This window comes from Tenacibaculum maritimum NCIMB 2154 (assembly GCF_900119795.1).
Classification (GTDB): Bacteria; Bacteroidota; Bacteroidia; order Flavobacteriales; family Flavobacteriaceae; genus Polaribacter; species Polaribacter maritimus.
Genome location: NZ_LT634361.1, coordinates 564,117 through 589,986, shown reverse-complemented (window position 1 = coordinate 589,986; position 25,870 = coordinate 564,117). Strand labels below are relative to the sequence as shown.

24 protein-coding genes and 1 tRNA gene are annotated in these 25,870 nt (G+C 30.9%); 15 read left to right on the top strand and 10 right to left on the bottom strand.

Features of this window, described 5'->3' with window-relative positions:
- The first annotated feature begins 13 nt into the window (after positions 1–13).
- The 4 genes from ccoG to MARIT_RS02735 all read left to right on the top strand — a co-directional run bounded on the left by ccoG (position 14) and on the right by MARIT_RS02735 (position 3,055).
- Entirely contained in the window at positions 14–1,435 is a 1,422-nt protein-coding gene (gene ccoG, locus MARIT_RS02750; RefSeq protein WP_024742271.1) for a cytochrome c oxidase accessory protein CcoG, read from the top strand.
- A gap of 20 nt (positions 1,436–1,455) precedes the next feature.
- Positions 1,456–1,902, top strand: a complete 447-nt coding sequence (locus MARIT_RS02745) for a FixH family protein (RefSeq protein ID WP_100210693.1) — start codon at positions 1,456–1,458, stop codon at positions 1,900–1,902.
- Positions 1,902–2,600, top strand: coding sequence for a sulfite exporter TauE/SafE family protein (locus tag MARIT_RS02740; RefSeq protein WP_024742273.1), 699 nt, complete (start codon positions 1,902–1,904; stop codon positions 2,598–2,600). Before MARIT_RS02745 ends, MARIT_RS02740 begins: the two co-directional genes overlap by 1 nt.
- 251 nt (positions 2,601–2,851) lie before the next feature.
- On the top strand, positions 2,852–3,055 hold the full coding sequence (locus MARIT_RS02735; RefSeq protein WP_100210692.1) for a hypothetical protein: 204 nt from the start codon (positions 2,852–2,854) through the stop codon (positions 3,053–3,055).
- Positions 3,056–3,243: 188 nt separating this feature from the next.
- On the opposite strand, the gene MARIT_RS15595 is transcribed toward MARIT_RS02735, so the two are convergent.
- A complete protein-coding gene (locus tag MARIT_RS15595; RefSeq protein WP_162288603.1) occupies positions 3,244–6,717 on the bottom strand; it encodes a T9SS type A sorting domain-containing protein in 3,474 nt (1,157 codons plus the stop codon).
- Positions 6,718–7,568: 851 nt separating this feature from the next.
- Between MARIT_RS15595 and MARIT_RS02725 the strand changes: the two genes are divergently transcribed.
- Complete coding sequence (locus MARIT_RS02725) at positions 7,569–8,168, top strand: outer membrane beta-barrel protein (RefSeq protein WP_100210690.1); 600 nt, start codon at positions 7,569–7,571, stop codon at positions 8,166–8,168.
- An 851-nt stretch (positions 8,169–9,019) separates the two neighbouring features.
- Here the strand turns inward: MARIT_RS02725 and MARIT_RS02720 are convergent.
- A complete protein-coding gene (locus MARIT_RS02720) occupies positions 9,020–9,439 on the bottom strand; it encodes a CBS domain-containing protein (RefSeq protein ID WP_024741330.1) in 420 nt (139 codons plus the stop codon).
- A 331-nt stretch (positions 9,440–9,770) separates the two neighbouring features.
- Between MARIT_RS02720 and MARIT_RS02715 the strand changes: the two genes are divergently transcribed.
- Positions 9,771–9,998 carry a hypothetical protein gene (locus tag MARIT_RS02715; protein WP_136437531.1) on the top strand — a complete coding sequence of 76 codons (228 nt, stop codon included), beginning with the start codon at positions 9,771–9,773 and terminating at the stop codon, positions 9,996–9,998.
- A gap of 3 nt (positions 9,999–10,001) precedes the next feature.
- The gene (locus MARIT_RS02710) at positions 10,002–10,430 is read left to right on the top strand and encodes a hypothetical protein (RefSeq protein ID WP_024741332.1); all 429 of its coding nucleotides are present in this window, start codon (positions 10,002–10,004) and stop codon (positions 10,428–10,430) included.
- A 2-nt stretch (positions 10,431–10,432) separates the two neighbouring features.
- Here MARIT_RS02710 and MARIT_RS02705 read toward each other — a convergent pair whose 3' ends face one another.
- Positions 10,433–11,188 (bottom strand): zinc-dependent peptidase, encoded by a 756-nt coding sequence (locus MARIT_RS02705; RefSeq protein ID WP_262509613.1) that lies wholly within the window; start codon positions 11,186–11,188, stop codon positions 10,433–10,435.
- A 155-nt stretch (positions 11,189–11,343) separates the two neighbouring features.
- Here MARIT_RS02705 and MARIT_RS02700 point away from each other — a divergent pair, with 155 nt between their 5' ends.
- The 8 genes from MARIT_RS02700 (at position 11,344) to MARIT_RS02665 (ending at position 18,555) form a co-directional block, all read left to right on the top strand.
- On the top strand, positions 11,344–11,916 hold the full coding sequence (locus MARIT_RS02700) for a hypothetical protein (RefSeq protein ID WP_100210687.1): 573 nt from the start codon (positions 11,344–11,346) through the stop codon (positions 11,914–11,916).
- A gap of 725 nt (positions 11,917–12,641) precedes the next feature.
- Positions 12,642–13,928: a tyrosine-type recombinase/integrase gene (locus MARIT_RS02695; RefSeq protein WP_100210686.1), complete on the top strand. Its 1,287-nt coding sequence runs from the start codon at positions 12,642–12,644 to the stop codon at positions 13,926–13,928.
- Positions 13,929–14,890: 962 nt separating this feature from the next.
- Positions 14,891–15,169: a helix-turn-helix domain-containing protein gene (locus tag MARIT_RS02690; RefSeq protein WP_100210685.1), complete on the top strand. Its 279-nt coding sequence runs from the start codon at positions 14,891–14,893 to the stop codon at positions 15,167–15,169.
- 44 nt (positions 15,170–15,213) lie between these two features.
- Positions 15,214–15,480 carry a hypothetical protein gene (locus MARIT_RS02685; protein WP_159242863.1) on the top strand — a complete coding sequence of 89 codons (267 nt, stop codon included), beginning with the start codon at positions 15,214–15,216 and terminating at the stop codon, positions 15,478–15,480.
- A 6-nt stretch (positions 15,481–15,486) separates the two neighbouring features.
- Complete coding sequence (locus MARIT_RS02680; RefSeq protein ID WP_100210683.1) at positions 15,487–16,962, top strand: hypothetical protein; 1,476 nt, start codon at positions 15,487–15,489, stop codon at positions 16,960–16,962.
- Entirely contained in the window at positions 16,940–17,224 is a 285-nt protein-coding gene (locus MARIT_RS02675; RefSeq protein ID WP_100210682.1) for a hypothetical protein, read from the top strand. Before MARIT_RS02680 ends, MARIT_RS02675 begins: the two co-directional genes overlap by 23 nt.
- A 418-nt stretch (positions 17,225–17,642) precedes the next feature.
- Positions 17,643–17,906: a hypothetical protein gene (locus MARIT_RS02670; RefSeq protein ID WP_100210681.1), complete on the top strand. Its 264-nt coding sequence runs from the start codon at positions 17,643–17,645 to the stop codon at positions 17,904–17,906.
- 439 nt (positions 17,907–18,345) lie between these two features.
- A complete protein-coding gene (locus tag MARIT_RS02665; RefSeq protein WP_100210680.1) occupies positions 18,346–18,555 on the top strand; it encodes a hypothetical protein in 210 nt (69 codons plus the stop codon).
- Positions 18,556–18,734: 179 nt separating this feature from the next.
- On the opposite strand, the gene MARIT_RS02660 is transcribed toward MARIT_RS02665, so the two are convergent.
- The 7 genes from MARIT_RS02660 to murG form a co-directional block, all read right to left on the bottom strand.
- Positions 18,735–18,808, bottom strand: a tRNA-Arg gene (locus tag MARIT_RS02660).
- A gap of 8 nt (positions 18,809–18,816) precedes the next feature.
- Positions 18,817–19,266, bottom strand: a complete 450-nt coding sequence (locus tag MARIT_RS02655; RefSeq protein WP_024741335.1) for a GatB/YqeY domain-containing protein — start codon at positions 19,264–19,266, stop codon at positions 18,817–18,819.
- Between the two features lie 84 nt (positions 19,267–19,350).
- A complete protein-coding gene (gene ftsZ / locus MARIT_RS02650) occupies positions 19,351–21,231 on the bottom strand; it encodes a cell division protein FtsZ (RefSeq protein WP_024741336.1) in 1,881 nt (626 codons plus the stop codon).
- Positions 21,232–21,316: 85 nt separating this feature from the next.
- Positions 21,317–22,657: a cell division protein FtsA gene (gene ftsA, locus MARIT_RS02645; protein WP_100210679.1), complete on the bottom strand. Its 1,341-nt coding sequence runs from the start codon at positions 22,655–22,657 to the stop codon at positions 21,317–21,319.
- A gap of 6 nt (positions 22,658–22,663) precedes the next feature.
- On the bottom strand, positions 22,664–23,383 hold the full coding sequence (locus MARIT_RS02640) for a cell division protein FtsQ/DivIB (protein ID WP_024741338.1): 720 nt from the start codon (positions 23,381–23,383) through the stop codon (positions 22,664–22,666).
- A gap of 4 nt (positions 23,384–23,387) precedes the next feature.
- Positions 23,388–24,731, bottom strand: a complete 1,344-nt coding sequence (gene murC, locus MARIT_RS02635; protein ID WP_100210678.1) for a UDP-N-acetylmuramate--L-alanine ligase — start codon at positions 24,729–24,731, stop codon at positions 23,388–23,390.
- Positions 24,728–25,822, bottom strand: a complete 1,095-nt coding sequence (gene murG, locus MARIT_RS02630) for an undecaprenyldiphospho-muramoylpentapeptide beta-N-acetylglucosaminyltransferase (protein WP_100210677.1) — start codon at positions 25,820–25,822, stop codon at positions 24,728–24,730. The genes murC and murG overlap by 4 nt, the downstream gene beginning before the upstream one ends.
- Between the last annotated feature and the right edge of the window lie 48 nt (positions 25,823–25,870).

Sequence of the window (25,870 nt, the reverse complement as noted above, 5' to 3'; positions counted from 1 at the left end):
TTAATAATTGGCAATGGAAACACCCAAAAACGAACAATTTAGAGACAGTATAGGAACTATCAATAAAGAGGGAAAACGTTCTTGGGTGTATCCTAAGAAACCTAATGGAAAACTTTATAAGTATAGGTCTTATACAAGTTATTTCTTACTCTTCTTTCTAATTGCAGCTCCTTTTCTTAAAATCAAAGGAAATCAATTCTTGTTATTCAATGTACTAGAACGTAAGTTTAATGTTTTTGGGTTTCCTTTTTGGCCCCAAGATTTTCATCTACTAGTTATATCAATGATTATAGGTGTTGTTTTTGTTATTCTTTTTACAGTTGTTTTTGGTCGTATCTTTTGCGGATGGATTTGCCCTCAAACCATTTTCTTAGAAATGGTTTTTAGAAAAATTGAATATTGGATTGATGGGGATAGAGGGAAACAAATTCGATTAGACAAACAGGCTTGGAATAGCGAGAAAATAAGAAAGCGACTTTTAAAATGGTTCATTTTCTTTATCATTTCGTTTTTGATTGCAAATGTTTTTCTTGCTTATTTAATAGGAAGCGACCTCCTCATTAAATACATCACTGGAAATCCATTTCACCATATAAGTACCTTAATATCCTTATTAATTTTTACAGGTGTCTTCTACTTTATTTTTGTGTGGTTCAGAGAGCAAGTCTGTATTATTGCCTGTCCGTATGGAAGATTGCAAGGAGTATTGTTAGACAATAAAACTATTAATGTTGCTTATGATTATGTAAGAGGCGAAGGCAAAGGGGGAAGAGCTAAATTCAATAAAAAAGAAAACAGAGCCAGCTCTGGAAAAGGAGATTGTATTGACTGCCTTCAATGCGTTCATGTTTGCCCTACAGGAATCGATATTAGAAATGGTACTCAGTTGGAATGTGTTAACTGCACTGCTTGTATAGATGAATGTGATCATATTATGGAAAAAGTAGGTTTTCAAAAAGGGTTAATTCGCTACGCTAGCGAAGAAAATATAGCAAAAAAAACACCTTTTAAATTTTCGACTAGAATGAAGGGATACTCAGCAGTACTTTGTATTTTAATTGGAGTACTCACAGGAATGCTTTTTCTTAGGAATGATGTTGAGGCTACGATTCTTCGGTTACCCGGGCAGCTATACCAACACAAAGAAAATGGGATTATCAGTAATATTTACACTTACAAAGTTATCAATAAAACTACGAAAGAGATGAACAACGTTAGTTATAAATTACTATCTCATCAAGGAAAAATTGAAATAGTTACACATCAAAATTTTAGTATTCCTAAGCAAGGATTGGCAGAAGGCACCTTATTCATTGAACTACACCAATCAGCATTAAAAAGAGAAAAAGTAACCTTAGAAATAGGAGTATATGCTGGTACTAACTTAATAGAAACCACTACTACTAACTTTCTAGGGCCAAGAAGCTATAGATAATCATTATAAAAGTCTTAAAAATGAAATTAAACTGGGGAACAGGTATCGTAATCGCAATCATTGGCTTTATAGGCTTTATCATGTATTTTGTAATTACTATGAGTACTGGTAAAGATTACAACCATGATTTAGTATCGGATAAATATTATCAAAAAGAATTAGAATATCAAAATAATATCAACGCTGCAAAAAATGCACAAGCTCTAAAAGAACGTATTAAAATAAAAAAGACGCTGGAGGGGATAAGAATCTTTTTTCCTGCCAGTTTTAAGCTAGAAGATATTCAAGGAAAAGTGTTCCTATACAGACCATCTAATAAGCAACTGGATTTTGAAATTCCTATTTCTTTTTCCAAACCATATTTGCTCGTGCCTGAGAACCGTTTATTAGATGGTCGTTGGAACATTACGGTATCATGGAACTATAAAAATAAAGATTACTTATATCAAAAAGAATTCATCTACTAATGTTTTTATCAGCATTTATATTTGGCTTACTAGGAAGTTTACATTGTATAGGAATGTGTGGCCCTATCGCATTTATGCTTCCGATAAGTGCCTCCAATAAGGCAACCCAAGTCTTGCAAATAACAAGCTATCATCTTGGCAGACTTTTCACCTACAGCCTTATTGGCTTATTATTTGGCTTGTTGGGTAAAGGGTTTTATTTCTTTGGTTTTCAGCAGCAACTTTCAATCATTGTTGGTTTTTCAATGATTTTTATCACTCTTGCTCCCAAAACCTTCCAAAAATATAACTTTTTCAAACCTGTTAATAGAGGTATGCTTAAAATAAAATCGTCTTTAGGAAAGGAATTAAAAAAGAAAGGAAACGATACTTTTTTTACAATAGGCTTTTTAAATGGGTTTTTACCTTGTGGATTAATATACATGGCCATATTTGGTGCTTTAGCTACCACAAATGCTTTATCAGGTAGCCTATATATGTTTCTATTCGGCTTAGGAACGATTCCTTTAATGAGTTCTGTGGTGTATCTAGGTAATTTCACAACTGGATTTGTAAGAAAAAAAATTCAAAAAATAATCCCCTACGCTGTCGTACTAATAGGAATATTATTTATTCTTAGGGGGTTAGGACTAGGAATTCCTTATATATCTCCCTTGCCTAATTTAAACTTCATAACTAATGCACAGCTATGCCATTAAAAGTATTATGTCATAACTATTCTTTAAACATAAAAATCATGAAATAAAATCAATAGCTACTTTAGCACTATTCTTTACCGCACCATATTAAATAAAAAATGAATGTTGTAAAAAACAGTTTTGATGCCACTAAAAATTAAAGGTATATTAACGTAAAACGTTTTATTACATTTATTAGAAAAACCTTACCTGCGAGGTATATATGAAATAACATGCTGCTAAGCTGAAAAGAAAAAGTAAATACTGGCATAATGAGGCAACCTATAACAATAAGCACCTTATTAAAACTTGTAGAAACAGCAAATAAAAACAATATCGTACTTAAAATAACAAGTAAGAATACTCTTGGAAATAGATTTAGAGGAACTTCTAGTAACAAAAACTGTATAAGCTATGCTAAAACAGGAAAGGCATTCGCAAAAAGAATCTTAAAAAAGTTTTCTAGCAGGTATTAAACATACACTAAATTCTTTAAGATTTATCAACAATGTAATTATTTCTAAAAAAGTCAAAATAATATGTGTTTCTACCCTCTTTATTTCGATCTTCTAAATTATTTTTCTTCTTATTTACAGTAAATAGGCAAAGAAAAGAGGCTGTCTTTTCAGGCAGCCTCTTTCTTTGCATAAAGTAATGCTATAAACTACTTCTTAACTACTGATATTGTTTGCTTTGCATCAGCAGTAATCATCTCTATAAAATAAAGACCTTTCAAATCATCTAAAGGCAATACTATATCATTTGCATTTCTATACAATGAATTATGTAATAAACGCCCTTGAGCATCAGACACCTTAATTGTTACCTCTGGTAATGGTAAACTAAAATTAACTGTAACCGATGTAGATGTTGTTGGATTCGGATAAGCGTTTACTACAACTCCTAAAGGAATAGTGTTATCATTCGTATCAGGAGCAACTCCTTCTCCTTCTCCTTCTCCTTCTCCTTCTCCTTCTCCTTCTCCTTCTCCTTCTCCTTCTCCTTCTCCTTCACAATAATCGTCCTCTTCTTCTTCCTCTTCTAAACAATCATCCTCGTCTGCTACTAAAGATAATTTCAATATGAACGTATCTCGCTCTTTTCCTGAAATTAAATTCTCTTCTATTTCATTTACATTGAAATCAACGGTACCCTCAAATGATCCGGTTGCATATAAATTATAATCATTATCTATATGAAATCCTTCTCCATAATCTCCTCCAGTACTTCCTACAGCTCTTATCCATTCTAAACCTCCATACGCATTTACCTTTTGCATAAATATTTGTGATTCTCCTTCAGATGCCACAACCTCATCTTCATCTCCTTCACACTCCCAGTCTATTTTTATATCATCCGTAAAAAATCCTATTCCATAACTATTTCCATATTCATCTAATACTATTTCATTCAAACGACAATCTAAATAACTTTGCGTTGGCATAGCCCATAAGAAACCTCCTGCTGAATCTAATTTAATTAAATAGTTATTCGTATTTCCTATTGAACTGATTGTATGAACTCCTTCATTTGGATTCACATCTAATTCATCTTGAAAAGTACCTGAAACATACACATTATTCTCTAAATCATTCGCAATACTATAAGCCGAACTCATAAATTCATTCTTAAGCATTTTTGCCCACTGAAAGCTCCCCTCTTTATCTAACTTGGTTATAAATGTAGCTCCCCTACTCTCTGTTCGTAAAATATGCGATGCCTCACTTGGATCAAAATCCATTGCACGACCAAAGTGCCCTGCAACATATACATTGTTATCCTGATCTAATGACAACGCCTCTGTGGTTCCATAACCTGACGCTACTCCTTCAAAATGCTTTACCCATTTAAATTCTCCATCTAAGCTCATCTTTAACGCAAAAAGACTCTCTCCTTCACTAGCTATCTGAACTGCCGAACCACGAACCTCTGTTGTTAATTGACCAGTAAAAGAGCTTGTTACATACAAATGGTTGTCTTTACCCAATTGCATAAAACCTTTATCTGGTACTCCTCCTGTTCCTATTTGTTTCGCCCAAATAGTATTTCCATCTGAATCTAATTTTAATACAAATACATCTGTACCATATTTCGCAGTCATCCATAATCGCTCTTCTCCCAAATCAAAATCTGCAGTACCTTCAAACGTTCCTAATACATATAGATTGTTATCCGCATCAGCTACAATACGACTTACTTGTTGTGTAGAAGACCCCATAATTTGCTTTGCCCAAACATGGTACCCCTCTGGAGTTAATTTTTGAATATAAATATCACTCGCTTCTTTATAACCATTAGTCAATCGCTTACCATCTAAATAAGTATCAAAATCAGTTATTCCTTTAAAAGATCCCGTTACATATACATTTCCATCACAATCTGTAGTTATTGATTCTCCTTCATTATTAGAATCTCCTTTCAATTGTTTTCCCCAAACATACTCTAAGTTATATACCTCCTCTTCTTGATCCTCTTCACAAAACCAACCATCACCAACAATAGACATTTTCAATACAAATGTATCTTCTGCCCCTCCTGATGTTAAATTCTTTTCAATAGTATTGACATTAAAATTTACTTCTCCTTCAAAAGATCCTGTTGCATATAAATTATAATCATCATCTATATGAAGTCCTAATCCTTCATCAGCTCCTTCTGCTCCTATTCCTTTTACCCATTCTAATATTCCGATTGGGCTAATTTTTTGAATAAAGATTTGAGATTCTTTATTACATGAGCTTATTTCCTCACAACCTTCTTCTCCAAATTTTATAGCTCCACTAAAAGATCCTATTCCATAAGAATACCCTTCCTTATCCACAACAATTCCATGCAATTCACTATAATCATTACTTTGCGTAGGAGTTGCCCATAAAAACGCTCCCTCTGAAGTTAGTTTTACCATAAATGTATTTGCTCCTTCCTCTGATAATGGTGTAAGTTTATATAAACCTTTATTTGGGTTTGCATCAATAACTTGGCAAAAAATTCCTGAGATATATACATTATTACGAGCATCATTTGTTATAGAAATTCCACCTCCTATAGTAGCGTTATCTATTTTTTTTACCCATTCTAGGACACCATTGGTATCTAATTTTGTAACAAACATAGATTTATCTCTAGCATTAACACCTTCTAACAAGCAACCTTCTCCGTTCGGATCAAACTCTATAGCTCCTGTAAAATCTCCAGATATATATACATTATTATCTTGGTCTAATGACAAAGCGCTAGTATAACTCTTTCCGTTTCCTTCAAAATTCTTTACCCATTCAAAACCTCCATCTAGATCCATTTTTAGTGCAAAAATACTTTCACTTTCAGAATTAAAGTTGATTGATTGACCTCCGATAGTTGCTGATAAACTATCCTTAAAGAAACCTGTTACATATAAGTTATTATCAGTTCCAATTTGCATAGAACCGGTGCCTGCTGTTTCTTCTGAAATAGATCCTCCAGTACTTATTTGCTCTACCCAAACTGTGTTTCCTTCTGAATCTAATTTTAAAATAAATATATCAGACGCTCCTTTAGCAGTCAACCATTTTTCTCCTTCTCCTAAATCAAAATCTGCTTTTCCTTCAAAAGTCCCTATTACATAAACATTGTTTCCACAATCAGTAATAACGCGACCTACTTTTCTTGTAGCAGTTCCTCGTATTTGTTTTGCCCAAACATGTTTTCCATTAGAATCACGCTTTTGAACATAAATATCGCTAAATTCATTTTCTGTTTTTAAAACACCTCCTATTTCAGTGCGGTTAAAATCTGTAAAATCTTCAAATTCTCCAACTATATAGGTATTGTCTTCAAGATCTGTAGTCACAGATTTCCCTAAATTGCTACCAGATCCTTTTACCTGATTTGCCCAAGTTAACTCTAAACCTTGCGGATTGATTTCATTTACATAGTCATAATTATCTTCTTCAATTTCTTCTTCATATGGATTGAAATTCCTAGCAGAAATCACACTACTTGCAGCATACTTACTCTTGTCAGAATTAGTAGGGATGGAAACTTCCGATTCGAAGCTACCTCCTTTGCCTTGTTCTTCCTGCAAGGGCTTAAAATCCCGAGCATTTACCTTTGCCATGCAAAAGGTCATTACTAATAATGTTGTGTAAAGTTTTCTCATTTTAATTTAATTTATAAGGGGTTAATACATTAATGTTACGACCTAAACAGCTACTACTCACAACTTTTTCAGTAGCCATAAAACGAACATTTTAATTTTATAAAATTATATTAAATTAAGTTATTCACCTAAAAATTAAAGAGTTTTGTGCATTTAACTAGCAAAAAAAACAAACAGTACTTTACATTTTTCTTAACGTTGCCTCCTTTTCTCAAAAAAGTATATTGTATAACATAAAACAAATTAAGCATTCTCAAACAAAAAAAAGACATCGTTGCTTAATCTTCAACCATTTTTTTTTATTTTTTCTCGTATATAATCAAAATTATAGCCTTATTTCATTCAAAAATTATCGTCCAAAAACAGCCTCCCTACACAAACTTGTACAACAGTTATCTTTTGATATAACCCCTTACTAACATAGTTTAAAATAAATGCTTAAAAGATTCAACGCTAAAGTTTATTAGAAAAGACTTATTCTCTAAACAAACCTCGCTTATTTTTTCATATATAGTAAATTCGCTATCGTTCTTATCAACCCATTATATTTTGTTACAAAAGGACTTGTAACATCCCAAACACCCCCAGCTAAAACCGCGCATATCTTCTTTTTTTATTATCTATTTTTCTGAAGGTGCTCTTTAAAAATTACATCACCAAAATAAGAAACTAAGAAGTAGCTAAAAATGTTCTTATTTAACACAAAAATACACCTATTACTACCCAACTAGCTTACATTAAGATTTAAAAAAAACTCTTTTAGTTTAATTATAAAATCCTTTTCAAAAAATTAAGTTTTTTTTATATAATAATAGCCTACATTTGGCGAAAATTTTAAACAAAAAGTAATCATGAAAAAATTCGCATTAACAGCGCTTGCTATGTTTTCTTTACTTATAATTAACGCTCAAGTGAAGATTAAACCTGGTATAAAAATTGGGTTAAATAATTCAACCATTACAAACTTAGAGAGACTTTCTGGTGGAAATAAAAGTAGTTCGACTTCTTTTCATGCTGGTACTTCCGTTTCTTTTAAATTTACAGATACCTATACCTTACACCCTGAGATTTTATACTCTGAACAAGGAGGAAAATTAGCTATTGGAGCTAATTCTTCTAAGATTAAAGTTAATTATTTATCGCTTGTTATTAATAATAAATTTTATATAGCTAAAAGTAAATTTAACCTACAGGTAGCTCCTGTTTTAGACTTTTTAGTAAATCATAAGAATATCACTCCAAAACCTGATGGTTTCGATTTTGCTATCATGGGGGGAATTGGATATGATTTTCCTTTCGGTATGACTGTTGATCTACGTTACAAACAAGGGCTTGCTGATTTATATGGAAGAAATGTTGACACGGGGAATGGATTCCAAGACACAAATGTTGAAAACTTACTTTTAAACCAAGTTTTTCAATTAAGTATAGGATACCAATTTGACTTTTAACGATACTTGACTAATAATTTTCATACCGTCACTTAATAGAATTCAAACGGTTATGATACTATATAAAAGATATCATTTAAAAACGATATAATCGCAGTATTTTTTATATAAATTCTCAGACATTAAGTTACAACATTAATTAGTCCTTGCGTTAATCTAAGATTTTCATTAGATATTTTCACTAATAAAATAGAAGGACTTTTTTAAATAAAGAGTATTAATAAATTTATAGACAGTACCATTACTTTAAAAGTGCAATGGTACTGTCATTTTACAATAACTTGGTTGTATAATAAGGATGAAATGATAATACAATATAGAATGGAGTCGTCGAAATTTTGCGTGATTATTCCTAATTTATAGCAATCATAAAGCTTTAGAAATAATTTCACATTTTTGACTATTTATTAAAGACTTTACTAGAAGTAGCTTTTTTAATATCTCGTTAGTTCTTACTACCTTCTTTATATATACTTATGACATCATTAAGAACGATATCTAATAATATTATATTCTTCTAATAGGATGTAAAATTCCTCAAAAAATTGAAATTCAATTTTACCGCAAAACTAAAAACCGATTAACAAGCTCTTACCCAAACCACACCTACCGAGTCACTTCTTTAAGAAGTAAAAGATCATTCTATAGCAAAACCAAGAGTAGTCTCTAAAATAGAATTTCATTCTAAAACAATTATTCAAAACTTGCAATTTTCTAAAATGAATAGAAAACCTATAAAAGTTATTGATAAGCCAACTGTTGATCAATAACTCTTCATAAAAAACTAGAAATGATAAAAAATCATTTCTAGTTTAAGTAATTAAGATAATATAAAAAATGGGGGTAAAAAATTAAAATTGCTCTAGCAGATAATATATCAAATCAGTAGTAGTCACAATTCCTACTAATTTGGAATCATCTACTACAGGAAGCGCATGGAATTCTTTTTTAGATAAAATTTCAGCTACTTCTTTTATCGTTGCATTTGAATTTATTGTCACTAAATTTTTAGCCATAACCTGCTCAATCGTAAACATATTGTACACTACCGTATCTACATCTGCTTCATTTTCGTCAATAGCATCTGCAAAGCTAATTCTCAATAAATCTGTGTAGCTAAGCATTCCTATAATTTCACTTCCTCTAACAACGGGTATATGACGTATGCTATTTTCTTTAAATAGCTTTTCCGCCGTCATTAAATCATCTGTAGTATTTAATGTTACTACATCTTTGGTCATAATTACTGATATCGGTATCCTTTTTTTCATAATATTAGGAGTCTTTTAGGTTAAAATTCTATAGCAAATTTCCTAATTTTCAAGAATAGAAAAACTGATTTTAATCATGTTATATAACTTTTTTTAAGCTTAACTTAAGTGCAGAGCGAGCTGTTGTTTTGATATTTATAAAAAATATAAAATAAGAGAGCAATTCCTCATACAAACCAAACTTTTTTTGTAACTTGTTGAGATTAGATCCTATAACGTCTATTTATTTTAAATAAACGTATTTATTTAATCTTAACGCTTGATTAAGACTTCTTTAAATATTAATTAGTTAACTTTGCATTCATGAATCATGACACTATATTTTAAAATTGTGAGTAACTCAGAAAAGTTTTTAAATCTTTTATCAGATATCACTGATATGTTTACAGGCAGTTATCATCATTCCAGTAAAAATATTGAAAAAATGCGATGCGAAATGTTGGATATATCTGATATACCAGCCCCACACCACGATAAAATTCTTTTACGAAAAGATATTAATATCTTTTTAAAAGATACTAAAAAGGCTGAAAAAGAACTAAAAAAAAGAAGCTCCTAATTAATGGCAAAACAAAAAAGAAAAGCTCAAGTAACTCAAGGAGACGGGAGAAAAGATCATTTGATAGAAGAAACTTTTGACGATAGCTTACTACCAGATGCTTCTGAAATAGAAAAGCTATCTCAAATTGATCCAGAAATAATAAATTGGCTAAAATCAAGAGCAGAAAAGGAACAAGAGTTCAGACACAAAACATTCAATAAAAAATTCAACCTAGTAGAAAAAAATGAAAATGGGCTAAGATGGATTAATTACTTGGGATTAATACTTTCTTTTTTTCTATTAGCAGGAGGTATGTTTCTTTCTTACACCTTAATCAAAGAAAATCATGAAATATTAGGAAGCGCTTTTACAGGGCTGATGCTAGTGGCCATAGCTTCTATTTTTATGAGTAAAGTAAAAAGCAACAATAACGAACCTACTCCAAAATAATCTTAAAACTTATAGTTCAACATTTTTACTATTTTTTGATACAGCACTGGAAAATGCGCTTTAAGTTCATCAGGAGATTCAAAAAAATATTCCATAACAACAGCCATAAACTCCAATTTATTAGTATACGCATAAGCCCTAAAGTAATTTGCCTTTTTTATATCTAATATATTCTCTGGATTGTGTAAGATGCTTGTAATATCTTCATGCATTTCGAAGAAAACCTTTGCACTATAATCATTAGATTTTTTTCCATAAAAACTTAAAGCGTGCATAAATTCGTGAATTCCTAAGTGAAAATTATCATGTTCAATTTGCATCCCTTCAACAAAATCCTCCCAAGAAAAAACTATCGCTTTAAAGCGGTAGTTAAACTCTCCTTTATGCCAATGATTATTTATTACAGAATAATAAGCAGACGGATATATAATGATTTTATCAAATACATCTATTAAATACTTCCTCAGTCCAAAAGTTAACATTACATAAACTCCTCCTACAAGTATTTTTACCTCATTTGTTACTATAAATCCATCTCTCCCTATAAATTTCTTTCTCCTTATAAAGGTGGACAATCTATGTTCAAAATACACCTTGTGCTCTTCTGATAATCTATTATAAAACCCGAACTTATTTATCAATATTTCTTTTTGCTGTTTTGATAATTTTCTAAGCCTAAAATACAAATGAATAAAAATGGGTTTATGGAATATATAAACATATATATACTCTATGTATTTTATAAGAAAAGTAAGCATACTAACGAAGTAAAGACTAAATTTTATAGCATAAATATGTTTCATAAAGCAAAATAAGTATAAATAAAATACACAACCTCCTATTTTTTTAAATATATTGATTCTTTTTAATGGCATAAAATTTGATGTAAAAACCTCATTAAAAACCATTTATCATGAAAAAAATCATCATTAAACTAGCTTTTATAGCGCTTAGTACAATTTCTTTTATTTCTTGCTCATCAGAGGACGCAGCCCCTACTACACCTCCGCTTCCAACAGCTGAAAAATTAGAAAAATTCTCGCCATGGATCACCACAGCCATTTATAAAGTTAGCAATGGACAAATAGATACTTCTATCAACTATATATCAGATAGTATCATCTCTAGAGGAACGATAAGTTCTGCTCAATACAAAAATGGAAAATTTATTTTTGTACCTGTTGACTACATCACAGGTAAATTTGCTGATACAATAAGTGATAATTTAACAGCAAACTATGGAAAATTTGAAATATTTAAAAAGTCAAATGAGGAATACAGAAGGCTTTTTGACACTAATTTTAATTACACTAATGAAAGAAAGGTAATTAAGATAAATAATGAAGAATTCACCTATGAATTAAAACATAGCTCAGGCAATACTTACTATGTAGAGCACTTCCCTTATAATAAAAAATTCCCTTCATTAATTTATCCTAATGAATTACAAGCTGCTATTGACAAAAGGTTCTCTGAAATAAAATAATTTTTTTTATACAAAAACTCAAAAGAGGTCATTTAAAATAATTTTAAATGACCTCTTAATATTTTAATATATACGTTCTAATTCCAAGATAACTTTCTTGAATTATTTCTAAATTCTATAGCTAAAGAAATAAAAAAACAAAAATTTTACTCAAATAAAAACGGATATATATATAAGTAACCTCTATTAACTAATTTTAAGAGATTTAAACTAATCTTTTTTAATAAAGTATTTTAAATAATCAGCTTCGAGTGAATTTAATAGAATACTAAATATCGCGAAACTACCAAGGCGATCTTTCTATATCAAAAATAGAGAAGCCACTCGAACTGATTCTTATTAGAAAAAAGAAAGTAAATTATTCAACTCTTAATACCGCTTATAAAAGCTTTAAAAATTAAATTTCACTAAATCCTTAAACGTCGTATAAGAATTATTATTATAAAAATGAGTGAGTTTCTATTTTTTAAAGGAAAAAGAAGACTTCTCTTAAATTTAATTAAGAGGGTATAAAAAAGTGACTGCGAAGGAAACAAAACCTACTTAATTCACACAAATCAAAAACCTTACTAAAACCTTACTAAAACCAACTAAGTTAATCATTTAACTAAAACCAACCACAATAAAAACATTAACACAAATTAATTAGAATACGGATAAATTAACTTTTTTTCGGAATTAATTCGGAATAATATATATTTTAGCAATATTGCAAATGGTGTGTTATGAAAGTTAAGTTTTACGTTAGGGAAAATTATAAAAGCCAAAAAATTTACGTCCGTGTGTGGATAAGTAAAAAACTAGACCAAAGTACCTCAACAGGTTTTAAGGTAAAAAAGGGCGATTTTTCAAACACCTATCAAAAAGTAAAGAATAAAAGCACGATACAAAACCGTATAGCAATAAATAAAAAATTAGCTCAATTAAGCGAATACCTAACGGACTGCTATAACTATACAATATCAAACGACAACCATTTTGGTAAAGATTGGCTAAAAGACAATGTAAACAAGTTCTTTAATCGTGTAGAAGATAGCGAACAATACAAAAAATACTTAATTGATTTTGTAAAGTATCATATAGCCACGGAAACCCTAAATAAGCAAACAGGGCAACCGATTACAGACGGAACAAAGCGAAAAAACAAAAGTATTTTAAACACTTTGATTGCCTTTGAAAAGCATAAAAACGAACAAATACAACTTAAAGGAATAGGCTACAATTTTTACAAAGAGTTTGTAAATTTCTGTATCAATGTACAGGGCTATACACAGAATACCACAGGAACAAAAATACAAGGGCTTAAAACGTGGCTAAAAGATGCTAACAAAAGGGGCTTTTGTAATATTGATTTATCGGACTTTAAAACGATGACCAACGAAACAAAAGATGTTTATTTGACAGATGACGAAATAAATAAAATATTTAGTTATAACTTTAACGGTGATTTACGTTTGCTAAATGCGCGTAATTTGTTAGTTATTGGGGCTCGCACAGGTTTAAGGGTTTCGGATATTATGCGACTGGATAAAAGCAATATTAACGGCAATATGATAACCATAAAAACCCAAAAGACAGGGGCTACCATAGTTATACCATTGCACCCGCAAATAAAAATAATTTTAGTTCAAAATAGCGGTAAATTCCCGCGTTCTATATCAGATCAACGATTTAACGATTACATTAAAGAAATATGTTTAAAAGTAGGTATAACGCAAATTGTTGAGGGTGGCAAACAGAATCCACAAACAAAACGTAAAGAGTTTGGCAAGTTTCCTAAATGCGAGTTGATAACCTCGCACACTTGCAGGCGTTCTTTTGCTTCTAATTTGTATGGGAAAATAAGTAATAGCACTATAATGGGAATAACTGGGCATCGTACAGAAAAGGAGTTTTTAAAATATATAAAAATAACACCTAAGCAACACGCTGAAAATTTACAAGAATATTATAAGCAGCAAGAAAAAGAAAACAAAGGAACTGAAAAAGTGCCTATGCGAATAGCTAAATAATGTACAATGCAAAAAATAAAAGTATTTTTAGGGATCTTTTTAATTTATGGCGTTTTAGGTTTTTATTATCTGCTAAGTATTTTTGTGTCTGTCCCGTTTGGGGTGTATGTAATCGTAAAAGGATTAAGCGCAAATCGTAATTAAAACAGTTTTAAATATCAATTAAATAGAAAGTCTAATATTAAATTATTAGGTTTTTTTTATTTAAAATGGGTTTACATTGATTAAGTGGTTTTATTATATTCGTATTAATTTAGCATAATTTAACATTTTATATTTTTTTTGTTTTTGAAGCTTATAAAAGCTTTTCTTTGATAGGTTAAATAAGAATTGCTAAGTTGAAAGTAGGCAAACTAAATTTTTTTTTATTTTTTTTTAAATATTAGATTGAGTCCCTAATTGTGAAAAAAGCAATAATTTTTAAATAGCGTTTAAATAGCGTTTAAATAGTGTTTAAGTTTTTAACTATTTGTTTTTGAGTTGTTTGTAATCTTGTTTTTTTAGTAAAAAAAATCAATTTTCTTGTGTGATAATTTGAATTTAACCTTTATTAATAAGGGTTTCAGGCTTTTTTTTTGGTTGCTTTGATGATTCTATTGGTTTTTAATTGTTGTTTAAGCGTTTAAGTTGTTGTTTGTTAGTGTTTTAGGGTTGTTTTTTCTTGAAATAAAAAGTACATTTTTTTTATACTGTATTTTTGTTAATATTTTGATTTTTAGTTTTTTGTGTTTTTTTAAGTGTCCCCCTAAACTAAAAATGTACTTTTTGTTTTAAGAAAATGTACTTTTTAATTTGAAAACACAATTTTGATACGAGATTTTAAAAAGCGTAAATTTTGCTATTTGTTTTTAGTAAATAATCGACTACCTTTAAGTTAAGGTTAATAAAATACAGTTTTTTGGGTATTATCATATTCTTAAAAAATGTATCAATTTGATTAAAATAACTTAAAATTAGAAAAATTGAAAATAACACAAATTGAGGGGATTGAAGCAGCAGACCTACTAACGCAATTTCAAAAATTACACACGGAACTTATATTGATAAAAAGAAGTTCAGAGCCTCCAAAAAAGGATAAACTTTTAACACGAAAGCAAACCGCGGAAATTTTGCAAGTAAGTTTAGTTACCTTATGGAATTGGACTAAAAAGGGTACAATTAAAGCGTATAGAATAGGTAATAAAATAAGATATAAAGAAAGTGAAATAATAGAGGCGTTACAGGTTGTGAATGCTAAATAGGGGTAACAATGATAAAGGGAATTATAACTGATTGTTTAGACTTGTTGGCAGGAATAGAAAACCTAAAGCCTAAAGAGCAAAAAGGCACGCTACAAAATATTATTGATGTACTTGGTAGTTATCCAAAACCTAAAAAGGAGCTAAAAAACAAAGATATTTTAGCGTGTTATCTTTTTGTTAGTAATGCGCGAAACGCTTGTAAATTGTCAGTATTAGAATACATGAGTTTAAAAGAGGGTTTTAATATTATACACGTCAATTTAGAAAATACTTTGTCTTTGTTGGTTGATGAATTAAAAGCTGTAAGATAGTTTTAATTGGTTGATGGTGTTAAAATATATGTAAGTAGTACGGTTGCTGAAAAGTGGCTAAATAACCCGTATTTAAAATTTACTATTGATGTGTATTATAGTACTGGCGAAATATCAAAAAATAAACTTATAGCAAAATACCAAGGTTTAACATTTACAATTTTTTATAAAGATAATACACATACAAATATTGTGCGTTTGCAAATTACTGGATCGTTACATAAATACTGGAATAAAGGAAAACATAATTATAATAATTTTACTTTTTATGATTTAACCGAAACAATAAAAGAATTAGAGAATAGATTTTATATAAACCCTAATACTTCAACAATACATAATTTAGAATTTGGCGTAAATGTTAAAATACCTTTAACCGTAACGGAACTGTTAAAAAACTTAGTAGCTTTTAAAACTTTCTTTTTCAAAACATTATCAGAAGATAAAAATAGTATTGGTAAACAAATTGTAGCTGAAAAACATAGACTAAAAATTTACGATAAAGGAAAACAAAGTAGGTTAAAAAATGTTTCTGATTTATTGAGAATAGAAATGCATTATAATAAAATGCACGATTTAAAGAAATACAATATCGTAGCGGTGTCAGACTTAACGGAATTAAGAAAGGTAAAACCATTAATACAAGAAATTGTAAATAGGTGGGATAATGTTATATACTACGATAAAAGTATAAATATAAAACATTTAAAGAACGAACAAGAACGGAGGCGTATTGTATATAGTGCAGCACCTCGCCACTGGGTTGAATTAGGAAAAAGACAGCGAACAAGGATAAAGAAAAGATTTAATGAATTAATGAGTTTATACGGTTCAACAACTCAAAAAGATATTAGTATTATTATTTTGAATAAGTGGAACGAATTGACAGCAGAAAAGTGTCCACCTTTTACCCACCCTAAAAAGAAGATTCAACAGACACAAAGTGTCCACCTTTTACCCGTTAGTATAGACGGGTATAAGGTGGACAAAACCACCCTAAAAAAAACAATAAATATTTTACCGAAAACCACCCCAAAAAGAGGGCTGATTTTATTACCAATTATAACCACTAAAAAAGGAGTTTGCAAAGTGTGTAGCACAGATATTTCACACAAAAAGAGAGGAGCTAAATATTGTAATAAGAAATGTAATAACAACCACAACGGAAAAATGAGAACTAAAAAAAGGCAACAAAAAAGATATGCCGAAATAAAAAACCTCGAAAAATTAATTTTGCTAATTGATAAAGGCAAAATATGGATTATGATTTCATATAAAGCCAGTGACGGTATTTATACCGATACTTTGCACCAACACGAAATAGCAACAACGAGCGATTGGGTGCGTTCAGTACAAAAAGTATTAGTAACCGAATACCGAAAAAAAGCCCCACCGATAAAGCTAACGAGTTACAGGGCTAGAAAACTAATAAAATTGATTAATGATAAAAATTTGAGAAATGGGAAAAAAGCGACTTTGTAAAGTGTGTAGCACAGATATTTCACACAAAAAGAGAGGAGCTAAATATTGTGCTGCATATTGCAGACAAAAAGACGTAATAACACGGCAAAGAGAAAATATAAAATTTGAAGATACTTACACACAAAAATATAATTTTGCTTTGTCCTTAGGCTTTAATTCTGTTACCGATGCCTTGGGAGGTATTGGAAAAAATGAATTTAATAAAAAGTTTAAAAAAACCCAAGATATGGGGCTTAAAAAGAAAAGTACAATACATAACTAATATATTTTAGCTAAAAAACCCAATAAAAATAAGGCGTATGGAGTTTTTTGGTTGGTTTTCATAGAAAATATAAAAAGTACATTAATTACTATTTATTACTAGTTAACTACTTTTTTGTAATGGCATTATTACCATACAAACATACATTGTTACCTATATGCTTCAAAAGTTGCTTAAAACTACTATTTAAAAGTCTGTTTAGTATAAATAAATTACTTTTTTATTATGTTTTAGCACTTCTTAACGGAGGTATTTTTTATTTTACCTACCTTTACAGCTCCTAAATCAAAGAATAATGACAATAAAAAAGACTTTTGCCCGTGTGGTATGGTGGCGGTATTGGAAACAATCGCAACGCTTCTTTGAGTGTAGGACGCCTAAGCTGTACGGGCTTTATATTATCCTAAAATCAAAGAATATGAGTACCAAAGAGTTAAAAGCGGTAGAATTACCAAAAGTAGAGTTTAAAAGTTGGAAAGAGTGTTTAAATACGGTTTACGATTTAATAAGCGTTTGCCAATCTTCAATAAGTGCAAGAAAAGAATTATTTGTAAATGAGTTAAACGATCATGAAAATGATATATTGATAGGATCAAACTCTTATAATGTTACAAATGTTTTGGAAGTAGCAAAAAACTTGTTACCAGTTTTTGAAGATATTGAAATAATAGAAACAAAATAAAATACGGAATAGCCTAGGTTAAATATACAGGGTTTTTGTTGTTTTTGGCTAGTATTAGCAATCTTTTTAAATTATAAAACTATCAAAACACAAAAACGGGGTTTTAAAGCTTGTTTATAGCAATTTTACGTTAATTGTGTGTTAATATAATTAACATATTTTCGAATAAAACCCAGTAAGTATGTTGTAAGATGGTATTTTATAGTTATAAAATATTAATTTATCATAGTGAAAAGGTATTATTTTAACCTCATCCTAACCCGATGAGGTTTTTTATTTGTGGAGACGCCGCTCCTAAAAGCAATTAATATGAAATTAAGAAACAAGCATTTTGCCCGTGCGGTATGGTGGCGGTGTGCGAAAGCCCCGCAATACTCTTAATTGCAGTATAGGACACCTAAACCGTAACGGGCTTTTTTATTCCTAAAAAGCAATTATTATGAGTAAGCACAAAGGATTACACAAAGAACAAAATTTATTAAGTCAACAAATACAATTAACTGAAAAATTACAAATACAGTTAAAACAGTATCAAAAGCTATTTAACGTTGAAATGAGTTGTAAGAATCAAGCCTATTTTTTTATATTAGAGTGTGGGTACTTTGACAAATACAAAGAGTATATAAAACAAAACCCCGTTAAAAATTAAATTACATTTAAACAATATTTAAACCTCACTTTTTAAGTGAGGTTTTTTACTTTATAGTTCAGTTGTAAAAAAAGGCTAAAATTCAAAACTTAACTGTATTTTAGGAATCATTTCGGAATAATAGCAATATAAAAAAAACCCTAAACGCTGTATTTCAAGCATTTAGAGCACTTAGACAGTGACCGCGAAGGGATTCGAACCCCCAACCCTCAGAGCCGAAATCTGATATTCTATCCAGTTGAACTACGCAGCCATTCTTATTTATATTAAATTTTTCTTTACAATTTTAGAAATCACTTTTCCTTCTGCTTGTCCTGCTAACTTTTTAGATACTATCCCCATGACTTTTCCCATGTCTTTCATCCCTAATGCCCCCTCTTCTGTAATAGTTTCTTTTACCACTTTTTCAATTTCATCCTCTCCTAAAGCTTCTGGTAAGAACTGCTCTAAAACAGCTACTTCAGCCAATTCTGGCTCAGCCAAATCTTGCCTCTTCTGCTCTAAAAATAAAGCCGCACTATCTTTACGCTGCTTTACCTGTTTCTGAACAATTTTCAATTCTTGCTCTTCACTAAGCTCTTCGCTTGCCCCTGCTTCTGTTTTAGCCAATAAAAAGGCTGACTTCAAAGACCTCAAAGCCGTTAAAGCAACCGTATTCTTAGACTTCATAGCGACTTTCATTTGTTCCATTACTTGTTTTTCCAAACTCATATTTTTTCTTTTTAAAAAGGGAAACAAATATACGTATAAAAAAAATTCCTGAAAAACAGGAATTTTTACTTTTGCCTAAAAGGCTTAATCTACGTTATCATGTAAAAAAGAATTATTTGAGCGTAACTGAATATCATCATTATCATTCTTTTTTAAAGAAGTTTTTGTTTTACTAATCTCTCTATCTGTATCTAAATCTACCCCTAATCTTTTATAAGCTGGTTGGCGCTCTATTTCATCTATATTTTTACTTACTTGGTCTGCAAATTTATAGTTAAATCCTTTCATTTTTTCACGCCTTTCTTCAGCTCTTTTTTGTAATTCAGAAATCGTCAAACTTAAAGGAGAAACTTCTTCACTAGTTGTATTTATTTCATTAATTTCTTCTTGAGTTCTATTTCTTACTTGAAACTGCAACGATTCATCATCCGCTTTTGGGTTTCCTTTTATTGGCGTTGAACTTTTCCCTATCGTTGGCTTTGCATCAAAATCTTCCAATACATAACGTCTCTCAACAACTTCCTCTCTCTTAGGGGGTATTTCTTTGGGAGTATTCGTTTCAACATCGTTATTCAAATCAAAAAGAGTTCTTTCTGGCTGAACTTCATCATAACTATCTAAAGGCAAATCAAATAAAGAATCAGGATTTCTACTTGATAAATCTGTTTTTGGAGTTTCTTCCTCTATTGAACTTGTAATATTAGTAATAATAAAGTCTTCTTCTTGTATATTTTCCGTTGCTATCTCGTCATATGATACCGTTAGATTCTTTATAAAATCTGTAGTCGGAATTATTCTCTCTTTTCGTTCTTCTACCTCATCCTCTAAAACATGTACAATTTTTTGTGCTACTTTTGGTGCTAAAGGTTCGTTTATCGTTGGTGTTTTAGAAATCTTTTTTTCAGAGAAGTCATAAGTGGCTTTTTGTTCATCCTCTAACGTGTGAACTATTTTTTTTACTTCCGTATTTGTTATTGTATTCTGTTGATCAGCAGCAAAACCAGTTGCTACTACGGTAACAGCAATGCCATCTTCCAATGCTTCATCCTCTCCTATTCCCATGATGATATTAGCATCATAACCTGCTTCCGTTTGAATATAATCATTAATTTCTCCTATCTCATCAAGAGTAACCTCACTTGTTCCTGATACAATTAATAATAATACATTCTTAGCGCCCGTAATTTTATTATCATTCAATAAAGGTGAATCTAATGCCTTAACAATTGCGTTTTTAGCTCGATTTGTTCCTGTTTCTTTAGCAGACCCCATAATTGCTGTTCCACTATTCGATAACACTGTTTTTGCATCATGTAAATCTATATTTTGCTTATAATGATGCGTTATTACTTCTGCTATTCCTTTTGCAGCAGTAGATAATACTTCATCTGCTTTTGAGAAACCTGCTTTAAACCCTAAATTACCATAAACTTCACGAAGCTTATTATTATTAATTACAATCAACGAATCTACGTTTTTACGTAACGTATCAATTCCTAATTGAGCTTGTTTAGAGCGCATTCTTCCTTCAAACTGAAATGGCATTGTAACGATACCTACCGTTAAAATATCCATATCTTTAGCTATTTTAGCTATAATAGGGGCCGCTCCTGTACCCGTTCCACCTCCCATACCAGCAGTAATAAATACCATTTTTGTTTGGGTATTTAACATTTGCTGTATTTCTTGCATACTTTCATTTGCTGCCTGTGCACCAACTTCAGGATTTGCTCCTGCTCCCAATCCTGATGTTAAATTTACCCCTAATTGAATTTTATTAGGGATAGCACTATTTTCTAAAGCTTGAGAATCTGTATTGCAAATTACAAAATCTACTCCTTTAATATTTTGCTGAAACATGTGATTTACAGCATTGCTACCTCCTCCTCCAACTCCAATTACCTTGATGGCATTTGATTGAGTTTTTGGCATATCAAACGAAATGTTATCAAATTCTGCACCCATAATAACTTTTCTTTATTTTTTTATAATTAATTTCTCTCTTTATTTTTTACTCTTTTAGGATTTGGGGGGCGCAAAAGTAATTAAATTACTCAGCGTTATCTAAAAACTCTTTAAATCTTTCTGTAAATTTTTCAAAAAATGATTTTCGTTTTTCTACTGGCTTCTCTACGATCTCTTTAAACACTTCTTCTTCCAAAGACTCTTCTTCCTTAGCAAGTTCCTCTATACTAACATCTTCCTCTATAGAAACGTCCACTTCTTTTGACTGCCTTTCTAACCCCTCCATTAATAACCCTACGGCCGTTGCATAAGATGGACTTGACAAAACATCATCTGAGTTACCTGCTAGGTGCTCATTCGGATATCCTATTCTAGCATCCATTCCTGTAATATATTCTACTAATTGACGTAAATGCTTTAACTGAGAACCTCCTCCTGTTAGTACAATCCCTGCAATGAGCTTTCCTTTTTGCGTTTCGTGTCCATAGTTTTTAATTTCTAAATACACATGTTCTATTATTTCCTGAACCCTTGCATGAATTATCTTCGAAAGGTTTTTCAATGTAATTTCCTTAGGCTCTCTTCCCCTCAATCCTGGTATAGAAACTATTTCTGTTTCTTTATTTTCACCTGGCCATGCTGAACCGAATTTTATTTTCAATAATTCAGCCTGCTTTTCTATGATAGCACATCCTTCTTTAATATCTTCAGTAATTACATTTCCTCCAAAAGGAATTACCGCTGTATGCCGTATAATACCATCTTTAAAAATAGCCAAATCTGTAGTTCCTCCTCCTATATCTATCAACGCAACCCCTGCCTCCTTTTCTTCTTGACTCAATACTGCTGATGCAGAAGCCAAGGGTTCTAAAGTAATATGCGATAAATCTAAACTAGCACTTTTTACACAACGCCCTATGTTTCTAATAGAAGATACCTGACCTACTACTACATGAAAATTTGCTTCCAAACGACCTCCATACATTCCTATTGGTTCTTTGATATCTGCTTGGCTATCTACTTTAAACTCTTGAGGAAGTACGTGAATAATTTCTTCTCCTGGTAACATTACCAGTTTATGAACTTGATTTACCAAATCATCTATATCACTATCATCAATTACCTCATCTGCATTCGTTCTTGTTATGTAATCACTATGATGTAAACTACGGATATGCTGCCCAGCAATACCTACTACAACATCTTCTATTCTTTGTCCTGAAACACTTTCTGCTTCATCTACAGCTTGCTGAATTGACTGAATTGTTTGTGTTATATTACTGACTACTCCTCGCTTTACTCCTAAACTTTTGGCCTTACCTATTCCTAAAACTTCAAGTTTACCATATTCATTCTTACAACCAATCATAGCAACAATTTTTGTTGTTCCTATATCTAAACCAACAGCTATTTTATTGTTTTCCATGATTTTTTATTTTGTGCACACAACTTGATTGTGATATTTAACATTTATTATTGTATAGTTTTTTATCGTTTTATCTGCATAAGCTTTGTTATAAAACGCTTTTAACTTTTTAAATTTTACATCGATATTCGTAAATTTTCCGAAATCAATTTTGTAATCTCCACTACGAACATTAAAAACATACTCGTCAGCAACTGTTTTTTGAATCCCCACTACTTCTTTCATTAAAAAGTCGTCTTCTAAGATCCTATTTACTAAGTTCGTAATTTCCTTTATATCTTCTTTAGATTGAATTCCTGAAATTAATGGAACTCTTGCTGAATAATTAGATGACAATGGTATTTCAACACTATATTTATCAAGATAATATGATTTATTTTCATCTATAATCCTAGCTATAGGTTCTCGTTGCTTTATCTTCGTTTTTAGCACTCCATTAATTGTTAAAAAAACAGTAGCTTCTTCTATATATGGATTCGATAAAACCCTTTCTTCCAAACTATGTAAATCTAAAACTCTTTTCGTTTGTTTCTTTATGCTTTTACCTTTTTGTATTAACAATTTATCAACCATCTCATGAGTTAAGAACTCGTTGCTCCCTGCTGTAAACTCAACCTCTACTTTTGTTATCTTTTTCTTGCTATTTCTTTCAGAAGAAAAACCATACAAAAAAAATAAACAACCTAGTAATGTAGAAAATATAATATACGACACATATTTTCTCATTATGTTACTTTTTATTATTTTTCAACTCTTCTCTAACCTTATCAACCATAATGCCAATATCTCCAGCCCCTAGCATTGTTACAATTTTTGCTGAAGATTCTTTTATACGCCTTATCAAATCTTTTTGCAACGATACTACCTTATGCTTCTTATTAATTTTTTTTAATAACCAATGAGAATCTATACCTTCAATAGGCAATTCTCTTGCTGGGTAAATATCTAGTAAAATCACTTCATCAAACTTAGACAATGCTTCTGCAAAATCATCCGCAAAATCTTGTGTTCTACTAAACAAATGTGGTTGAAAAACAACTAGTACCTTTTCATCCGGATACATCTGTCTTACAGATTTTTCTACAGCATTAATTTCTGTTGGATGATGTGCATAATCATCAATCAAAACCAAATCCTCTGTTTTTATCTTATAGGTAAACCTCCTTTTCACCCCCTTAAAAGTACGCAATTGTTCTTTTATCTTTTCTAATGAAATTCCATATACATCCGCTATAGCTAACGCTGCCAAAGCATTCATTACATTGTGGTTTCCAGGGAGATTTAACTCGATGTTCGTTATTTCTGAAAAAGGTGTTTTTACATCAAAAATATACGTTCCTTGAGCCACCCTTAAATTAAATGCTTTGTAATCAGCCTCTTCATCAATAGCATAGGTCAGTCCTTCTAATGGCAATCCTTTTGCTACAATTAAAGTATTCGACACCTTTCCTGCAAAATCCTTAAATGATTGTTGCAGTGCATCTGGATCTCCATAAATATCTAAATGATCCGCATCCATAGATGTTACACAAGCTATATCTGGTGATAATTGCAAAAAAGAACGATCAAATTCATCTGCTTCCACTACAGAAACCTTATCCTCTCCTAAAATTAAGTTTGAATTATAATTCTCTGCAATTCCCCCTAAAAAAGAAGTTGCTTTATAAGGCGCTACGATATGTCCTAAAATAGATGAAGTTGTTGTTTTTCCATGAGTTCCTGCTACCGCCAAACAAAATGTATCTTGGGTTATTTGTCCTAATATTTCTGCTCTTTTCAATACTGTAAAACCATTTTCTATAAAATAACTCAATTCTGAATGGTTTTTAGAAATTGCTGGTGTATATACTACCAACGTTTTTTCAGCATCTAAAAATGATATAGGAATATTTTCTACTGCATCTTCAAAATGAATATCAATTCCTAGTTTTTGTAAGGCACTTGTAATTGGGGTAGGAGTTTTGTCATAACCAACTACCATTTTTCCATTTGCTGAAAAATAACGAGCAATGGCGCTCATACCAATGCCTCCAATACCTATAAAATAAATATTATGTATCTTCTTTAAATTCACTTATTAATTAATTTCTCTACTTCGTTTACAATGCTACTCGTTGCATTTGGTAATGCCAGTTCATTTATATTTTCACTTAATTTTTTTTGCTTCCCTTTATCATTCATCAACGTTTCAAATACCATAGGAAAGCTTTCCAAATCTTTTTCTTTTATTAAAATAGCTCCATGCTTATCCGCTATAAACTTGGCATTCTTTGTTTGATGGTCTTCAGCAACATTAGGAGAAGGAATAAAAATCGTTGGTTTTCCTACAATACACAATTCTGAAACAGAACTAGCTCCTGCACGAGATATGATAACATCAGCAGATGCATACGCCAAATCCATTCTATTCAAAAACGGATATACCTGCACATCTTCCATATCATTATATTTTTTATACGTTTCAAAGTATAATTTTCCACACTGCCATATCAACACCACCTTCTGTTCTTTAAAAAAAGGCAGGTTTTCTTCTACCAATTCATTGATTCTTCTCGCTCCCAAACTTCCTCCTAAAATCAAGGCAATCTTTTGATCCTTTTTAAATTTAAAAAAAGCCTTTCCCTCTTCTTTTTTTGTGTCAACAGCCAGCAAATCCTGTCGTACAGGGTTTCCTGTTTTCACTATTTTACCCTTTCCAAAAAAACGCTCCAGATTATCATAAGCAACACATATTTTTTTTGCTTTTTTACCCAATAATTTGTTCGTTATTCCCGGATATGAGTTTTGTTCTTGTATCAACGTAGGAATTCCTTTTTTATTTGCCATCATTAAAGTAGGCCCACTTGCAAATCCTCCTGTACCAATTGCAATATCAGGTTTAAATCTATTTACTATGCCATTTGCTTTCCATAAGCTACAAATCAACTTCAAAGGAAACATTATATTTTTTAATGTTAGCTTTCTTTGAATTCCTGAAATCCATAACCCTTCAATTTCATAACCTGCTTCTGGCACCTTCTCCATCTCCATTTTATCCTTAGCTCCTACAAATAAAAATTTTGCATGGGGGTATCTTGATTTCAATTCATTTGCAATTGCTATTGCAGGATAAATATGTCCTCCTGTTCCTCCTCCACTAATAATAATATTTATTGACTGCTTCATACAAACTTCTATTACTTCATCTAATTAACCTTGTTACTTGCAATAGCT